Source organism: uncultured Sunxiuqinia sp., assembly GCF_947495665.1.
GTDB lineage: Bacteria > Bacteroidota > Bacteroidia > Bacteroidales > Prolixibacteraceae > Sunxiuqinia > Sunxiuqinia rutila.
In genome coordinates this window covers 464,983-482,080 of the sequence record NZ_CANLZV010000001.1, presented here as the reverse complement: position 1 = coordinate 482,080, position 17,098 = coordinate 464,983, and the positions used below count along the sequence as shown (strand labels likewise).

Here is a 17,098-nt window from a genome sequence, read left to right as displayed (position 1 = left end):
GCCCTACCCCGGACTTTGGAGACCGCTTCCGGGGGTTGAATGACTCTCAAAATCGCTGGATTCACCCCTGGAAGTTCTTTGACAAATCAAGCTGTTCCTTCAAACAGTTTCCCTTTGGCTTAAAATACCCAACCGGGCGCCTGGTGCATCGGGCCGAGCCCTTTGTCCACCGAAAAAAGTCCTTGGAAGACTCTCCAAAGCAGTCCGGATACTAAAAAAAGCAGTCCGCACACCGAAAAAAGTGGTCCGGACACCAAAAAATCAGCTCCGGATACTCAGCCGACCAAAAAAGTAGCGTTTCAACCGCTCGGAATTGTGTTTCAAGTGCTCGGTTGAGTGTTTGAACTCGTCGGTTACGCGTTTGAACTGCTCGGTTTTGTGTTTGAACTGCTCGGTTGAGTGTTTGAACCACTCTGCCAGGTGTTTGAAGTACTCGCTTGAGTGTTTGAACCGCTCGGAATTGTGTTTCTACTTGTCGGCCCGGTGTTTCAACTAAAAACGACGGACTTGGACATTTTCTAGTTAGGGTTTCACTTGAAGTGAAGCCCTAACTGGCAGGCTAAATGAAGCCCTTACTAGCAGGCTGGAGTGAAGCCCTAACTGGCAGGCTAATGAAGTGAAGCCCTTACTCGCAACATTCAGGATAGTCAATTGCGAATCGGAATTTGCGACACCGAACTCCACCCCACCGATGAAACTTATCTGAAAAAAGTGGTCCGACCGGACCTGCGAATTATAAACCTTAAATTAAGAAGAATGAGAAAAAAGACTGTTACCGTAAAATTCAAAATTGCACTCTCTGCACTTTACACGCTTGCCATGACCAAAGTCGGTTTTATGCTGCGCGATTTGGTCGAGTTTATCAAATACGGGGTGACCGAAGAGAAGCTGAACGCTTTCAAAGGGTTGCTAACCGACTATGCCAACATCCCGACCGACGATGAGCTGGTGGGTGTGCAGGTAGGCGCCACCCAGGAAAAAGACGAGGCGGCCATCCAGCTGCGCGATGCGGTTTCGGAAATTATGCAGCGCGTGGAAAACAAGTTTGGTGCACAATCGGGTAACTACCGGAAATTTGGCGTTTCGGCCGTCAGCGATCTGGACGGCGGCAAACTGAGTTACGTGGCGCGGCGGGTGCATCGGGTGGCCACAGCCATGTTGCCCCAGCTGGAAAGTGAAGGACTGACGCCGGAAATTCTGGCCGAACTGAACACCCGGATCGATACCTACGAACAGGCCCTGAGCAAACAGGAAGACGCCATTGCCGACCGCGACATTGCCACCGAAGATCGCGTGGAAAAAGCCAACGAAATTTATGCCCTGCTGGTGAAATACTGCAATACCGGCAAAAAAATATGGGAAGATACCAACGAAGCCAAATACAACGACTACATCATTTACGACACCCCAACCGGCAAACCCAAAGACGCCCACGAGGCCCTCAGCGAAACGGAAGGGTAAGCGGGTTGAATAGTAAGGGTTTCACTTGAAGTGAAAGGTGAGTATGATAGTATGATAGTAAGGGCTTCACTTGAAGTGAAGCCCTTACTTGCAAGCTGCTAAATGAAGTGAAACCCTTACTCAACTTACTCAAAGGCTAACGAAACTACCGATAAACCAAGCCAAACTCATTGGCTCGTTCCTTGTTAGTCAGCTTCCCATTTCGTAAGCCGGCATAATCCCGGGCCGAAGAAAACGCCCACTCCTCGATATGACCGACCAGCCCATCCTTTACCGGATTGGCATGGATGTAATCAAAACAGACCTGGGGATAATCGTCCTCTGCAAAAGCCCTGCTAATTATTGCTCCATAGCGGGATTGAAACCAGGCAGGAGAAATGCCATCTGTTTGGGTGAGGCAGCGGGCTTTGGTTGCTTTTTGAAAAAGGCTTCCTGTTCGGTTTTCCTGTTTCTGAATCGCCCGGCTATACGATCGAAGCATAATGCCAATCGAGTCATTCAATGATCTTGACTTTTTGGATAATGAGGGTTTCACTTCGAGTGAAGCCCTCACTGGCAAGCTATTGAATGGAGCATAGCCCTCACTTTTAACCGGCATCCTAATTTCATTCACATGCACCATCAAATGGAAATGGGTTGGCATTAAACACCAGGCTAAAAGGTCAGCATGCGGCAAAATATAAGTTCTGATCTTTTCAATAAAAAACAAGTAGTTGTCGCGGGTAAAAAACAAGCGTTGCGAGTTGTTTCCCCGATTGAAAACATGGTAAATATGACCGGTTTCAAATTCCACGGTTTGATTCGAAATTGGTTGCTTCAAATTACGACTTTAACGCAAATTCGGCAAGTCTTGCAGGTTTTGAATAGTAAGGGCTTCACTTGAAGTGAAGCCCTAACTGGCAAGCTACTGAATGAAGTGAAGCCCTCACTGGCAAGTTTCGATCAATACGCTCACCTACTCTCTGGCCATACCGGCGGGATGCTAACAGCCCGGATAACATCAAGCTATCCGGGCTGTAGTTGTATTTTCGCCTCCCTGCTTAATCTGCAGGCGGGAAAACCTGAGCATCAGGCCTATTTCCGTTCCCATCCTCAAGCAAGGAGCAGGGGAGCTACGGCACAATAGGCAGAATTACCGTATCAATCACGTGAATAATTCCATTGGAGGCTGAAACATTAATTAAAAGCGCCCCATCCATTTCAACAAAATAAGCCGTATTGCCAACTGCGGTAATCATTGGCGTCGTGTCTACCATAAAACTTACTCCCAAAAGGGTTTCAATAGTGCGAACATTCATTTTGGGAACAACACTGTTGGAAGCCCGTCGGCCATCCGTAACATGATAAAGTAGCACATCCCGAACCAGTTCTGCCGGGAGTTCATCGATTCCGCCAACCCCAAGGGCACTGTAAAGCGCCATAAAGGCCGCATCAGTAGGAGCAAAAACAGTGTACTGATCGGTTCCGTTTAAGGCACCTACCAGTCCGGTTCCTAACTCCGCATCGACAAAGAGAAGCGCTTTAACCAATTCATTGAATTCGCCCTCTGCATCTGCCGGATCACCAGCAAAATCAAGCGCGATTTCAACAATGGTTAAGTCACCCTTTTTAATCGCTTTGCCACTTTTTAAATTCTCATCCCCCATTGAATTGGGAATAATACCGTCGTCAACCTTGTTACAGCCAACAACAAACAATGTAAAAACAAACACCATCAGTAAGGTCAGTTTGTTCAATAATCGCAATTTCCTCATCGTACTTAACTAAATAATGGATTAAAAAAATAAAACATACACTGCATTTTCATCAAATTGCAAGTTGTATTCAGCGCGGAAGTTTGTGTGGGAATCGTTTAAGCCTCAAGCTTTAAACGTGCCATGTACTATGGCAGAGGAATGTGTTAGTTTTTAAACCGGAAAAAAAAGTTACAACAAAATCACCGAAAAAAAAAATATACCTACTTGGACAGAAATCAAAAATAGTCGACCTAAGAAATTACAGATGAGCCGTTTTACTAATCCGAACAACAAGAGTACTTACTAATCGGATGAATTCGAGTCATCCGATTAGTAGCAGATCTACCTAAAACAATAACTATAGACACCTCTTGCTTTAGGGCTGTTGGGTGAATTTCTAATTCCCTCTGTACGTCGAATATCCAAACGGACTTAATGTTATGGGAACATGGTAATGACTATTGTCTTTCAACTCAAAAACAACCTCAATAAATGGATAGAAACTTTCTTGATCTAAGGCGTTAAAATACGGCTTGGTGTAGTAAGTCAGCTTATAAATTCCTTGGTGACTGATCCCTTTTTCGGCTTTCAAAAAATTATTGATCCGACCATTCTCATCCGTTATTCGTTCTTCAATGGTTGTCCATACCCCGGTGTTGTCTTGCTTTGAAAGACTAATCTTCACATTTGAGGCCGGTTTTCCTTGAGTAATATCAAGAATATGGCTCGACAACTGATATTTTGCTTCTTGCGCAAATGTTAGACTTGTCCATGCAAGTAAAAAAACCAATACTAAATTTCTCTTATTCATCTTCTAAAATTTTTATTTGTTTATGCTTTGGCGTCTCTATTTCCTCTGGGCTGCATATTCTTCAACTTCAGCAGAGACAACCATACCCGATTAAAACAACAAATGGAGCAAATAGTTAAGTATGCTGTTGTAATTTCTTGATTTCCGTATGCGCTAACACATAAGACCTTGCAAGCTTTTAACTATAACTAAGCGATGCTAATAGAGCTGATTGGAGGATCTTACCGATCAGATGATTTCGAGAGATCCCGTCTGTAGCTTTTCCTTCCATTTATTGAGCAGCTGACTTGGAGTCGCCTGCCCAATAAGCTCAGCCCCTAATCACGAATCACTTCTCTCAAAAAAGGCGCAGATCTGGCTTGTATTTTTTTTGCTTTTCATAAGCTTCTATTATCTCATTTTTTAAAACTCCATATTTTACAGCCTCAGCCAGTTTCTTCAAAGAAGCTATAGTAATTGAACTTTGACTTCTTTCATAGTTATCAAGTATATAAGTTGGCAATACATAAAAGTCCCATTGCTCCATTTTTAGCGGATCAATTGTATCTTGATCTTTATGTTTCAAATGACAGAAAACATAGATATCTGCATGTCTACAGGCCTGTCCACGCTGGACATCCCCTTCCCAAGATCTAGATGCTTTTATTGAGAATGAAATAGGTGAAAACCTCTTTTGACTCCAACTTTGGATATATGCGGCAGACTTGACTTCTATCTTTATTCCACCTTCAGTTGTCAGGTCATATGCATCCCATTCATCTCTTAAGTTTTCAGGATTAAGGCCAATAGCAGTTCCTACAATAAATTCTGCAAATCTGCCGCGAGTTGCATTACTTAGAATATCAGAAACGCTCCATTTCCAAAAGTCTAACAAGTTATAGTTTGTCTTTTGTCCATTATCCGTTAGCCATTCTTCACCTGTTTTGGGCTTTGCTTTAATTTCACTTAGGTCTATCATCTTAAGTCCTCCTGTTTAGTTTTGCTTAGTCAAATATAGCTTTCAGAACGCTAGATACTTATACCAACGACACTTTTCATTTCGTTTCCGATAAAAGCCTCTGTGGAAGTAAGGGCTTCACTTCGAGTGAAGCCCTTACTCGCACCCTACTCCATTTTATTGAGCAGGCGACTGGGAGTCACCCGTTCAATACGCTCCTCCCAAGCCATATTTGCAGGAAAAATACGGAATTCGGTCTGTGGCTTTCGGGGCTAGTCCTAATTGCCAATTATAATTTCTATTTTTGCGCCAAAGAAAATTGTGTATGATCCCCTATTTGCAGGCCGAATCGATATCGAAAAGATATGGCGAACAGATGCTGTTCGAAGACATTTCCTTCACCATTTTCAAGGACCAGAAGGTAGCCTTGATTGCTAAAAATGGCGCCGGAAAAACTACCTTGATGGAAATTATTGCCGGATTTGATACGCCGGACAGCGGACAAATTACCCGCACCAACGACATCAAAATCGGTTACCTCCGGCAGGATCCGGACCTGGACGACAACCTGACGGTGCTGCAAGAGGCCTTGCGATCGGACAACCCATCGCTGGATGTGATTGCCGAATTTGAGGCGGCCATCAAGCACCAGGACCAAAAAGCCATTGAACGCCTGACGGTTAAAATGGAGGAGCTGAACGCCTGGGATTTTGACGTGCGGGTGAAGCAAATTCTGAGTCAACTTAAAATCACGGATTTTGATCAACGGGTTGGCGAACTTTCCGGCGGACAAAAAAAGCGTCTGGCGCTGGCCAACGTTTTGGTAAACGAACCCGACCTGCTGTTGCTCGATGAGCCAACCAACCACCTGGATCTGGACATGATTGAGTGGCTGGAGCTTTACCTCGAAAAGACCAACTGCACCTTGTTTATGGTCACGCACGACCGCTATTTTCTGGACCGGGTGTGTAACGAGATTATCGAGATTGACCAAAACCAGACTTACGACTACCAGGGGAATTACAGTTATTACCTGCAAAAAAGACAGGAACGCATTGAGCAGGAACAAGCTTCGACCGAGAAGGCCAAAAACCTGCTGCGTACTGAACAGGAATGGATGCGCCGAATGCCCAAAGCACGAAGCCACAAAGCCAAATACCGGGTCGATCAGTTTCATGAATTGAAAGAAAAAGCCAGCAAAAGCCGCCAGGATGATAACCTGGAACTGAACATGGCTTCCTCGCGCATGGGGAAAAAGATTCTGGAACTGGAACACGTCTCCAAGGGGTACGACGATCTGCAACTCATCACCGATTTCAGCTACAAATTTTCGCGCTTCGAAAAAGTAGGTATCGTTGGGAAAAACGGAACCGGCAAATCCACCTTCCTCAACGTGATTACCGGTGCAATTACGCCCGATTCAGGAACCATTGACTGGGGACAAACCATCCGCATTGGCTACTACCGCCAGCAAGGCATTGACTTTAGGCCCGACGAGAAAGTGATTGATGTCATCAAAAACATTGCGGAAGTCATTCAGTTTGAAGATGGACAGAAAATGACGGCCAGCCAGCTGCTGACCCGCTTTTTGTTTCCACCTGAAACGCAATACAACCTGGTGGAAAAGCTCAGCGGTGGCGAACGCCGGCGCCTTTACCTGTGCACCATCCTGATGGAAAACCCAAACTTCCTGATTCTGGATGAGCCCACCAACGACCTCGACATTATGACGCTGAACGTGCTGGAGGATTACCTGGCAGCTTTTGGCGGCTGCGTGGTCATTGTTTCGCACGACCGCTATTTCATGGATAAAATTGTGGATCACCTGTTTGTGTTTGATGGCAATGGCAACATCCGCGACTTTCCGGGCAACTATACCATCTACCGCAACCAGATGGAGGAAGAAGAGGAAGCCCGCAAGAAAACGGAAACCGCCGCCAAGCCCAAACCGGTTCAGGAAAAGCCTAAGAAAAAGGCCTCAACCAAAATGAGCTTTAACGAAAAACGGGAGTTTGAGCAACTGGAGCAAGCGATTGCCCAGCTGGAAACAGAAAAGAGCGAGCTGGAAGAAGCACTCAACTCCGGCGATCTTACGCCCGATGAGCTCACCGAAAAATCCAAACGTTTTGGGGAACTGACTGATGAGCTGGACGAAAAGGAAATGCGTTGGCTGGAATTGAGTGAGAAAGCCTAAAAGCAGTTTTCATCTCTAAAAATTCGAAAACGTATTCCCGGGCATACCTATTCAAATGCCCGGATCCCCCAGATTTGGGCAGGCCGAACCCTTGTTTTTTCAATGGGGAAAATGGGTGAATCAGCCTTATTCAAACGAAGAAAGTATGCGGCGGCACAAACTTACAAGGTCTTGGTATAGATTAAAGCCGAACAGTGACAGGGGTTTCCGCATACCGGACAGGAATACCCTTCCTCGATGCTTCCCTCTTTCCAAAAGTTATTGATCTCCTGGTGCAGGTTAAAATCATACAGATTCATGAGCCCGCCCATGTTCACACCATTCTTACTTTTCCAGGCCACACAAATAACGGACTCAATCTGATTTTGCTTATACAATTCCAGCGCATCGTCCATCAGAATGCTTCCCACTCCTTTTCCTTGGTGAATCGACTTTACTGCAATCGTCTTCAGAACGGCTATTTTTGAAGACACTTTTAATGACTTTGGAAAATCGGCTAATTCAAATTGCTCATCCAGTTCCTCGGGCGTTAAGATATAAGAATAGCAGAATCCTAAAATACCTTCCTTTTTGGAAACAGCCACCCGGAACAAGGTATTGGGTCGTGAAATCTGATCTTTAATTCCTTCATCCAGGTAATCTTTTCCCAACTCACTATCTGCTATTTCAATTACGCGCGCTAACTCCAACCGGGTAACATCCTTAATTTGCAAGTCCTCCAGCGCAGGAACAAACGAATACCGCCCTGAGGTAATTTTTTGATTAATCGAATCGAAACCAGACCAAAGCCCTTCCATATGTTTTTTATAATTGATGAATAAGAAAAAATTACCAATCCCCTTGTCATGCGGGTCTTCGGCATAATATACGCCATGAATATGACCGCCTGCTGAGATTTCAGCATCTATGATCCATTTTCGGTTATCGTCAGGCAAGGACGTCTCACCATAAATTTTCCGCCCCTTTTGCTTTAGAACTGCAGGAGCAGAAACAACAACCGTATTCCCGTCAATTTCATCCTCGAACTTACTCAAATACCTTCCGGCAATAGGAAACTTACTTTCTATTCTAAAATTGGCATACCAGTTTTTCAGGTAAGCCATGATTCCAATAAATCCACCAGTTATTACTCCAACTAAGATGTTCTCCCAGGCAACTTCTAATATTTTCATAGTTTATTCACTTAAATACCCCGATATGCTATTGCTACAAAACTAGCCTGGCTTGTTCAACCGCACATTGCCTATTCTGATTGCCCGCTATTTTTGAACGACTATTATTGAAAGCCTCCAGGAGCCATCCTCGTTAACATCATGTTTTCAGAAGAGTAGGTATAACTGAATTCTGGACCTAAATCCACGCTTTCAAACTATGGTTCGTTTTTAGCGTATGCAAAATACAATATTTATCAGTATATTTTTGCGAATAAAACTTATTTGGAACGATTATAAAGAGGTCATATCAAGCCTGTTCAAGAGCGAAACAATGGGAATTGATCCGGGTTCCAACAGCCAATTTCGCCCATAATCCGCAACCTGGCAGCAGCTATTACGCCCATAAACCCGAACAATATAAACCGAAAGTAATTTCAGAAACGGACAAAATCCAGCACGAACAAACGCGCTTGCAGCTTAAAGCTTGGCCAAGCGCCACACGAAGTAAGGAAGTGCTAAATCGTCCTTTAATTGAAGTGAACTAAAAGTTGCAATCCTGCAACAGCATGGTAATTTCGCGAATGCCTTTGGCAATGGAGCTTGCCGACAGGGTTGCACCGGAAATGGCCTGCACTTCGTCGCCATAATCCAGGTCGCCGCCATCGTAACCGTTAAACTGGTGCAGCCAGCGCCTGGAGGTTATTTCGTTGCCATGGTCGGAGTAATAAGCCGTTACACTCACCAATTCAACCTCCCGGTCTTCGTTGTAATAAACCAAGTAGTTAAAACTATCGTAACGCCCCTTCCCCACGGCCGAAACCACAAAACCGATGGCTTTATCGCCCTGAAAAACACGCGAAACATCTTCTACAAACTCACTTTGCAGGCAGGTGTTTTCCAGTGGTTCAACCGACAGTTCCGAACGCTCCAGGTGAAGCTCTTTACTCAAAAGCTTCAGCAACTTTTTAGAGCCGGCATCATCTGCTCCAAAAAGCGGGGCCTGGCTTGTTGCGACAAACAACAAGCCAAGCATTGCTATACTAAGTTTTCTTAAAACCATATCCCAATTCCAAGGTTTAACTGGGTATCAAAATCATCAGTAGCTTCATTGCCGAACCATTGCATGTCGGCTTTTAAGACTGCGCCGGGAGCCATCCACCAGCCAATACCAGCCGTAATATCCCTCCGGTCGTAAGCCAGGTTTTTCGCAATTCCCTCAACATCCTGATGGGTGTTGTATTTTTCGTAGCGCACAAATGGAACCAGTTTCTGCTCGGTATCCTTCTGGTTCAACAAATCGTATCCGGCTTCCAGGTAGTAGCCAAACAAGCCACTGCCCAAATCTTTGCCGGTAAAGGCATTGTACTCATCGGTATTGTTCAGCGAAGCATAGTTCAGCTGCCCTTTAAACACCCAGCCGTTGGTTGAGTAGCGGGCATCAAACCCTACCATATTCAAGCCAATCACCGAAGAGTCGGCCATGGCTTCCATCGCCACGTCATCCTTGGCAATGCCATCATACAGGCTGGTTTGGGTTTCTCCCAAATAAGCGCTCAGTCCTAGCTTCAGGCCCGGAACACCATAGTAATCGAACTTGGCGGATAAGTTGGGATGCGTGAAGATTGACTCAGCCCCTTTCTGGCGTCCCTTGCGCAAGGCATCCGATCCGCGAAGAATGCCGCCATCGTCGTAACTTTTGAAACCATTCACCACATACAACTGGTATTTCAGGTTCAGGTTCTGAATGTTTCCGGTAAATCCGGCCCCAATTTCGCGCCAGGTTGAAGGAACGATCTTACTGTCCAGATTCGGACGCTCCACCCCATTGTAAGTCGCCGGTTCGTGGTATTCGTTAATAATCCCCATCGGAATTAAAAGCAGTCCACCGCGAAAGTTCAGCCAAGGGTTGATCCGGTAGTTCAAAAATGCCTGCTCTACATAAACTTCCGAAACGTGTTCGTATTCAATTTCGGTAACAAACTGGGTACGCTCGTTGAACCGATACGCGAACATCATCACCAGCCGGTGGATGTCCATATTCCCGTTTTGGTGTACATCAGATGACAAAGGCTGATTGTAATCGATCTGTGCATACCCTCCAATACTCAACCGGTCTTCCGATTCCAATAATTTGTCAGCCGTGTTTTGGCCGTTAGCGTAAAATGCTGAAGTCCCAGCCAGCATTAACACAAGTAACCATCTCATTTTCATAGTCGAATTTTTCATGATAAGTGTTTGAATTCTTTGCGATAAAACTAAAACGACGCTGCGCCAATCACTCAGGATTACTCCTTCCCGGCAAGCTCCGTTAACATCTCGTCCTGATCGTTTTAGATTAACACTGCGAAAGTACTTGCTGAGGCTGGCTGTCACAATCCCTAGATGTTGGGATTTTGGGGTTGACATCGGCTTGTAGAAAAGAAAAAAGCGCAAAAACAGATGATTTTGCGCTTGGTTGCTTATGCTTTTGAAGTCATTCGTATGCGAAAGACATGCCGGGTATCTTTGGTAATCTTGAAGCGATTATCGATTCGGTGCCCCATAATCCAAGCCACCTTGCCGGCGCTGGACAAAATCCAGCAGTTCTCCTTCTCCGGAATGGAAAACTTCTGATCAATAAAGAAGTCACTCAGCTTTTTAAAGCCGCTCATCCCCAAGGGCTGGAAATACTCGCCCTGCTCCCACTTCTTGAGTACCAGTGGAAACTCCAACAGATCAAAATCCAGATCGGCTACGGCCGGGTTTCGCGAAAACTGAAAATGCTCGTCCCGCACCAGCTTCTCACACTGCAAAGCAAAAGGTTCGGCCATCTCCAGACAATCGGCTTCAATGTAGAACCGCGATAAGTCGTCCGTTGTTTTCGGACTCAGAATAAACGCCTCCCGGTCTTTTACCAGCCGGTGTGTTTCCGAATAAAATACTTTTCCGGCATCAGCGGTAAACGCCTGGCAAATTTCATGCACTTGCCCGGCATTGAAGCCCAACGGATGCAAGGTTTCAAAAAGCAGTGTTTCGGCAAACGGCGATTGCTGCAGGTAGGCAATATCAAAAAGTTGTTGGCTGCCCTCGCGGGAAATAAAGGCTGCCTTTTCTTCTTCAATTTTGGCCTGATACACCTGTTCGGTGTCTTTCAAAATGGCCGCTGTTTTGGCCGCATTGGCTTTAAATGCCGGGTTGATTGCCTCAAACAAAGGCAAAATTTTATGCCGGATCAAATTGCGCTGGTGCACAAACTCTTGGTTCGACGAATCTTCACGATAAGGCAATTGGTGTTCAGCCGCGTAGCTGGTGATTTGTTCCCGCGAAGCAAACAACAGAGGACGAACCAGTCGCTCTTTTTTGGGGTGAATGCCCGATAAACCCCGTATCCCGGTTCCCCGGCTCAGGTTAATCAGCAAGGTTTCCACCAAATCATCCTGATGGTGAGCTGTCAGCACATAATCGTATTTCAGCGTATCCAGCAATTCGTAAAACCACTGGTAACGCAGCTCGCGCGCAGCCATCTCAATGGAAATGCCCTCCTGCAAGGCGAACTCCCTAGTTTCAAAGGTTTTTACATACAATTCGATCCCGTGCTCCCCGCAGTAATCGCGCATAAACACTTCGTCTCCATCCGACTCCGCTCCGCGCAGCTTAAAATTGCAATGCGCCACCACAAAGTCATGCTCCATTTGCCGAAACAAATCAAGCATGACCATGGAATCGCACCCACCGCTAACGGCCAACACCAGTCGGTCGGTTGGCAGCAACAACTGCTCCGTGGCGATATAGTTTTTCAAATCAGGAAGCATTGCCCAGCTTGACCACTTTTTCACTAATCCGAATGATTACCTCAACGGCTTTAATCATCGATTTGGTAGGCACATATTCATACGGTCCGTGGAAGTTATGGCCTCCGGCAAAAATATTGGGGCAAGGCAGTCCCATGTACGATAAGCGGGCACCATCGGTTCCTCCGCGAATGGGTTTGATCAATGGTGTAATTCCCAATTCACGCATGGCTTCTTCCGCCAGGTCAACCACATATTTTACGGGTTCTACTTTTTCGCGCATGTTGTAATACTGATCCACCATTTCCAAAGCGACTGTTCCTTCGCCATATTGCGCATTCAGGTATTCGCAAGCTTTGGTCACCAAGGTTTTCCGCTTCTCAAACAAGGCCATGTCATGATCGCGGATAATCAGGGTCAAGCTGGTTCGGTCCACCCCTCCCTGAAAGTCAACACAGTGAAAAAATCCTTCTTTCTTTTCGGTATGCTCCGGGCGCTCCTGGGCAGGCAACATGCTCAAAAACTCATTCCCCAGCACAATGGCATTAATCATTTTATTTTTGGCAGCACCCGGATGAACGCTTCGTCCGTTAACAACAACTGTGGCCATGGCCGCATTGAAATTTTCATATTCCAATTCGCCCATTTCACCCCCATCCAGCGTGTAAGCAAACTGCGCTCCAAAATGCTCCACATTAAAATGATCGGCCCCTTTGCCAATTTCTTCGTCTGGCGTAAAACATACCCGGATTTTTCCATGCTTCACCTCCGGATTTTGAATCAGATAATCCATGGCGGTCATAATTTCGGCCAAGCCTGCTTTATCGTCGGCTCCCAGCAAAGTGCTTCCGTCCGTAGTAATAATTTCCTGTCCCACATAGTTCAGCAAGTCCGGAAACTGTTCGGGAGACAATTTCACTTTCTCATTCAGAATAATGTCGCCACCTTCGTAGTTACGCACCTGTGGATTGACATTTTCGCCAGAAAAGTCGGGGCTAGTATCCATGTGAGCCACAAAGCCCACCACCGGACACGGCTGATCGGTATTGGCCGGAAGGGTGGCCATCACATAACCGTTGGCGTCTTTCTCCACCTCTTGCATGCCGATAGCTTTCAGCTCCTCAACCAGCTTGTCGGCAAAATGATGCTGACGCTCGGTACTGGGAAAGGTTTTACTTTTTGGATCTGAAGTGGTATACTCTTTGGCATACCGAATAAATCGATCAATTACTTTTTCCATATCTTAAATATCATCTGAGTTAAACTTAAAACCAACACGTTTGCCGGTTATTATTTTTGAATGGCTGATTTCATCTTTCATCTGTTCCACCGAAGCAATCTTCACCTGATCATAGGGAGGAACCAACAAATCGAAATCAACGGCATATTTAATGGCTGTTTCCAAAATTTGTCGCAACACCTCTTTGGTCACCACATCGCTGCCAAAGTCTTTCACCAGCTCGCCAGATTGTCTTTTCCCTTCAACAAAAAAGTGATTATCCTGGTTAATGAAAATCCGCGCAATAAGGTAGCCTAAATCCTGCAGCCGGTTGTATTTAAACGAGTCGGACAAGAAATTATAGATGTGAATGATTCCACAATAGGAGTTGAGCGGATTGTCCTTCACGTAATCAATCTTCCAGATCGGGTGCTCGCGGTTAAACACAAAAACATTGGAGTGCATGCTAAACACCAGCAAGTCGCCAGCCAACTGAAACTCGGCCTCAAAAGGTCCTTTTTCAATAAAAACAGGCAACACTTCAGCCGGCACTTTACCCTCAAGCCCTTTGCGAAACTCTTCAACCAGCTCTTTCAAAGCTTCCTTCAACAGATTGAACGAACTAAACGTGTTTGTATACGCCAGTTGTTTAATATTCGACTTGGCTACAATCAGTTCGTAGTTCTGGTCATTTTCCTTGGGTTTGGGTCTTGCTTCCGATTTTGCCATGGCTTTAGATTTTCTCTAAAAATAAGAAAAGCAGCCAAAACTGACTGCTTTCTTTTATCATGATTTACGAAAAATCTAATACGCTAAGGCAAACAACACCCGTTGCGAAGAAGGTTTTCCGGTATAAATACATTTTCCTTCTTCTTTTTCGCCATCAAACGGAATGCAACGAATCGTCGCCTTGGTTTCTTCCTTGATTTTTTGCTCTGTTTCCGGAGTTCCGTCCCAGTGTGCCAGCACAAATCCTCCTTTGGTGGTCAACACTTCTTTAAACTCATCATAGGTGTCAACCGGAGTTGTATGAGCAGCCCGATAATCCAGGGCTTTCTGGAAAATATTTTGTTGAATATCCTCTAACAAACTGGCTACATACTCATCGATGTTTTCCAGGCTTACAACCTCTTTGGTCAGCGTATCGCGGCGTGCTACTTCAACGGTTCCATTTTCCAGGTCGCGCGGCCCAAGAGCCAAGCGAACAGGCACCCCTTTCAACTCATATTCGGCAAATTTCCAGCCGGGCTTTTTCGTATCCAGGTTGTCATACTTCACCGAAATACCTTTGGCTTTCAGTTTGGCAATAACCTCATCCACTTTATCGTTAATTTCGGCCAATTGCTCTTCCTTGCGGTAAATAGGAACAATAACTACCTGGAAAGGAGCCAGCTTCGGAGGCAACACCAAGCCGTTATCATCGGAGTGAGCCATCACCAGAGCACCCATCAAACGAGTGGATACTCCCCAGCTTGTTGCCCACACATAATCTTCTTTCCCATCGCGATTGGCAAATTTCACATCGAATGCTTTCGCGAAATTCTGACCTAAAAAGTGTGAAGTTCCCGACTGCAGCGCTTTTCCATCCTGCATCAATGCTTCGATGGTGTATGTTTCCAGGGCTCCGGCAAAACGTTCATTCTCCGACTTAGCTCCCTTGATGACCGGAACAGCCATGAATTTCTCGGCAAAGTCAGCATAAACATTCACCATGGTTTCTGTTTCTTTCAACGCTTCCTCTTTGGTGGCATGAGCCGTATGCCCTTCCTGCCACAAAAACTCAGCGGTGCGCAAAAACAAGCGGGTGCGCATTTCCCAGCGTACCACGTTGGCCCACTGGTTACACAAAATTGGAAGATCGCGGTACGACTGGATCCAGTTTTTGTAGGTGTTCCAAATAATGGTTTCTGAAGTAGGTCGAACAATCAATTCTTCTTCCAGCTTCGCATCCGGGTCCACCACCACACCCTTGCCATTGGGGTCATTTTTTAAGCGGTAATGCGTAACTACGGCACACTCTTTGGCGAAGCCTTCCACATGATCAGCCTCCTTACTAAAAAACGATTTAGGAATGAACAGCGGAAAATACGCATTGACATGGCCCGTTTCTTTAAACATCCGGTCCAATTCAGCTTGCATTTTCTCCCAGATGGCATAGCCATAAGGCTTAATAACCATACATCCGCGAACCGCAGAATTCTCAGCCAAATCGGCCTTTACAACCAATTCGTTGTACCATTGAGAATAATTTTCACTTCTTGAAGTTAATTCTTTAGCCATATCTTTTGTTTTGGTATGGTATTTGCTTCTTTTGTATTGAATTTTGAAGCTACAAAGTAAATAATTTATTTTTAAAGATACAGGAGGTCAAGTTATGAAAGCAAAAGTTACACTTCTCTCGGCATTCGCACTTTTACTGGGTGCATGTACCACCGGGACATACGTAACCGACAGGTACGATGACATCTACTTTACACCAGGTGATGTTCCGCCTCCCGCTATTGTTGAAGCTCCGGCCACCAATGAGCGCAACGCCCAAGTGGTTTCAAGACAACAGATCGTTAGCGAGCTGGAAGAAAATGAAGACGGATCCAAAGTCCTGAAAAATTACATTTTCGAGGATGATGCACAATACGAAGACGGACTGGTTTACGACATGGAAAACATGGAATTGATGGGCTCCGATACCACTAGGTATGAAAATGATGGAGACATCGACTATGTCATCAACAATTATTACGATGCGGATGATCTGAATTTCACATCCCGGATCTACCGTTTCCATCGTCCATTTTTCTATGGTTCTTATTATGCCCACAGCTGGTACTATGATCCATTTTTCTATGATCCTTGGTACTACGATCCGTTTTATTACGGTGGATACTATGGCTACTACAGTCCATGGGGTGGCGGCTGGTACGGTCCTCATTTCTCTTGGGGATTCGGCTGGTATGATCCTTATTACTCCTGGGGATGGCCTCACTACCATCACGGTCATGGAGGCTACTGGGGAGACCCGCACTACCCGTATTACCCCAGCTACGATTCAAGCAATTATCAGTACGGTCATCGTCGGTCATCCTACAGCAATGTTGCCCGTTCGGACAGATCTTCTTCAGGAACCCGGCTTTCATCCGATGGAAGTTCGCGTCTAAAAAGAAGCTCAACACAGGATGTAGGTGTCACTCGCAGATCAACCTCATCTTCTGCAAACAGCATTAGCAGACGAACCACCGATGGAGGTAGCACAAAAAATGCAACCGTTCTTGAAAGACGGAGAACGACATCAGGAGAGGTAAGTTCCTCTGGTAGAAGAGGAGTCTCAACAACAGGCTCTTCAAACAATGCTGTCAGAAGATCGACAACAACGCAACAGCGAACATACACGCCGAGCTACAGTAAGCAGCGTACGGTTACCCGCTCGAGCTACAACAGCACCAATTACGTAAAACCCCGGACTTCGACTTACAGCAAGCCAAGCACAAGTAGTAGTTCGAGAAGGACGTACACGGCTCCTAAGAGTAGCTCAAGCAATACCCAAAAATCGTATCGCTCGAGTTCATCCTACAGCAAAGGATCGAGCCGTACAAGTACGTCAAGCTACCGGGCAACAAGTCCGAGCAGAAGTAGCAGCAGAAGCAATAGCAGCTACAGCAGCCCTTCGCGCAGTAGCAGTAGTTACAGCAGCCCTTCACGCTCAAGTAGCAGTGGCAGCAGCCGAAGCAGTTCTTCCAGCTCATCATCACGCTCAAGTGGTAGTGGAAGACGCTAACAGTAAGAACTTATTAAATTATAACTAGAAGTGTTTATCTAATT

At 45.7% G+C, this 17,098-nt stretch carries 14 protein-coding genes; 3 read left to right on the top strand and 11 right to left on the bottom strand.

Annotated features, from left to right (window positions below; translation table 11 throughout):
• The first annotated feature begins 756 nt into the window (after window positions 1-756).
• Entirely contained in the window at window positions 757-1,461 is a 705-nt protein-coding gene (locus Q1A18_RS02130) for a hypothetical protein (protein ID WP_299576850.1), read from the top strand.
• A gap of 145 nt (window positions 1,462-1,606) precedes the next feature.
• On the opposite strand, the gene Q1A18_RS02125 is transcribed toward Q1A18_RS02130, so the two are convergent.
• The 4 genes from Q1A18_RS02125 to Q1A18_RS02110 form a co-directional block, all read right to left on the bottom strand.
• Entirely contained in the window at window positions 1,607-2,281 is a 675-nt protein-coding gene (locus tag Q1A18_RS02125) for a hypothetical protein (RefSeq protein WP_299576848.1), read from the bottom strand.
• A gap of 292 nt (window positions 2,282-2,573) precedes the next feature.
• Window positions 2,574-3,215, bottom strand: a complete 642-nt coding sequence (locus Q1A18_RS02120) for a fasciclin domain-containing protein (protein WP_299576846.1) — start codon at window positions 3,213-3,215, stop codon at window positions 2,574-2,576.
• A gap of 379 nt (window positions 3,216-3,594) precedes the next feature.
• Window positions 3,595-4,008 carry a hydroxyisourate hydrolase gene (gene uraH, locus Q1A18_RS02115; protein WP_299576844.1) on the bottom strand — a complete coding sequence of 138 codons (414 nt, stop codon included), beginning with the start codon at window positions 4,006-4,008 and terminating at the stop codon, window positions 3,595-3,597.
• Between the two features lie 337 nt (window positions 4,009-4,345).
• Window positions 4,346-4,966 (bottom strand): hypothetical protein, encoded by a 621-nt coding sequence (locus Q1A18_RS02110; protein WP_299576842.1) that lies wholly within the window; start codon window positions 4,964-4,966, stop codon window positions 4,346-4,348.
• A gap of 304 nt (window positions 4,967-5,270) precedes the next feature.
• Here Q1A18_RS02110 and Q1A18_RS02105 point away from each other — a divergent pair, with 304 nt between their 5' ends.
• On the top strand, window positions 5,271-7,139 hold the full coding sequence (locus tag Q1A18_RS02105; protein ID WP_299576840.1) for an ABC-F family ATP-binding cassette domain-containing protein: 1,869 nt from the start codon (window positions 5,271-5,273) through the stop codon (window positions 7,137-7,139).
• Window positions 7,140-7,300: 161 nt separating this feature from the next.
• Here Q1A18_RS02105 and Q1A18_RS02100 read toward each other — a convergent pair whose 3' ends face one another.
• The 7 genes from Q1A18_RS02100 to proS all read right to left on the bottom strand — a co-directional run bounded on the left by Q1A18_RS02100 (window position 7,301) and on the right by proS (window position 15,562).
• On the bottom strand, window positions 7,301-8,311 hold the full coding sequence (locus tag Q1A18_RS02100) for a GNAT family N-acetyltransferase (RefSeq protein WP_299576838.1): 1,011 nt from the start codon (window positions 8,309-8,311) through the stop codon (window positions 7,301-7,303).
• 523 nt (window positions 8,312-8,834) lie between these two features.
• On the bottom strand, window positions 8,835-9,353 hold the full coding sequence (locus Q1A18_RS02095) for a hypothetical protein (RefSeq protein ID WP_299576836.1): 519 nt from the start codon (window positions 9,351-9,353) through the stop codon (window positions 8,835-8,837).
• On the bottom strand, window positions 9,344-10,498 hold the full coding sequence (locus tag Q1A18_RS02090) for a hypothetical protein (RefSeq protein WP_299576834.1): 1,155 nt from the start codon (window positions 10,496-10,498) through the stop codon (window positions 9,344-9,346). The genes Q1A18_RS02095 and Q1A18_RS02090 overlap by 10 nt, the downstream gene beginning before the upstream one ends.
• A gap of 254 nt (window positions 10,499-10,752) precedes the next feature.
• Window positions 10,753-12,108: a tRNA lysidine(34) synthetase TilS gene (gene tilS, locus Q1A18_RS02085; RefSeq protein WP_299576832.1), complete on the bottom strand. Its 1,356-nt coding sequence runs from the start codon at window positions 12,106-12,108 to the stop codon at window positions 10,753-10,755.
• Window positions 12,074-13,303 carry a peptidase T gene (pepT, locus tag Q1A18_RS02080; protein WP_299576830.1) on the bottom strand — a complete coding sequence of 410 codons (1,230 nt, stop codon included), beginning with the start codon at window positions 13,301-13,303 and terminating at the stop codon, window positions 12,074-12,076. The genes tilS and pepT overlap by 35 nt, the downstream gene beginning before the upstream one ends.
• A gap of 3 nt (window positions 13,304-13,306) precedes the next feature.
• A complete protein-coding gene (locus Q1A18_RS02075; RefSeq protein WP_299576828.1) occupies window positions 13,307-14,011 on the bottom strand; it encodes a hypothetical protein in 705 nt (234 codons plus the stop codon).
• Between the two features lie 75 nt (window positions 14,012-14,086).
• Window positions 14,087-15,562, bottom strand: a complete 1,476-nt coding sequence (proS, locus tag Q1A18_RS02070; RefSeq protein ID WP_299576826.1) for a proline--tRNA ligase — start codon at window positions 15,560-15,562, stop codon at window positions 14,087-14,089.
• 94 nt (window positions 15,563-15,656) lie between these two features.
• Between proS and Q1A18_RS02065 the strand changes: the two genes are divergently transcribed.
• Window positions 15,657-17,054: a hypothetical protein gene (locus Q1A18_RS02065; protein ID WP_299576824.1), complete on the top strand. Its 1,398-nt coding sequence runs from the start codon at window positions 15,657-15,659 to the stop codon at window positions 17,052-17,054.
• The last annotated feature ends 44 nt before the right edge of the window (window positions 17,055-17,098 follow it).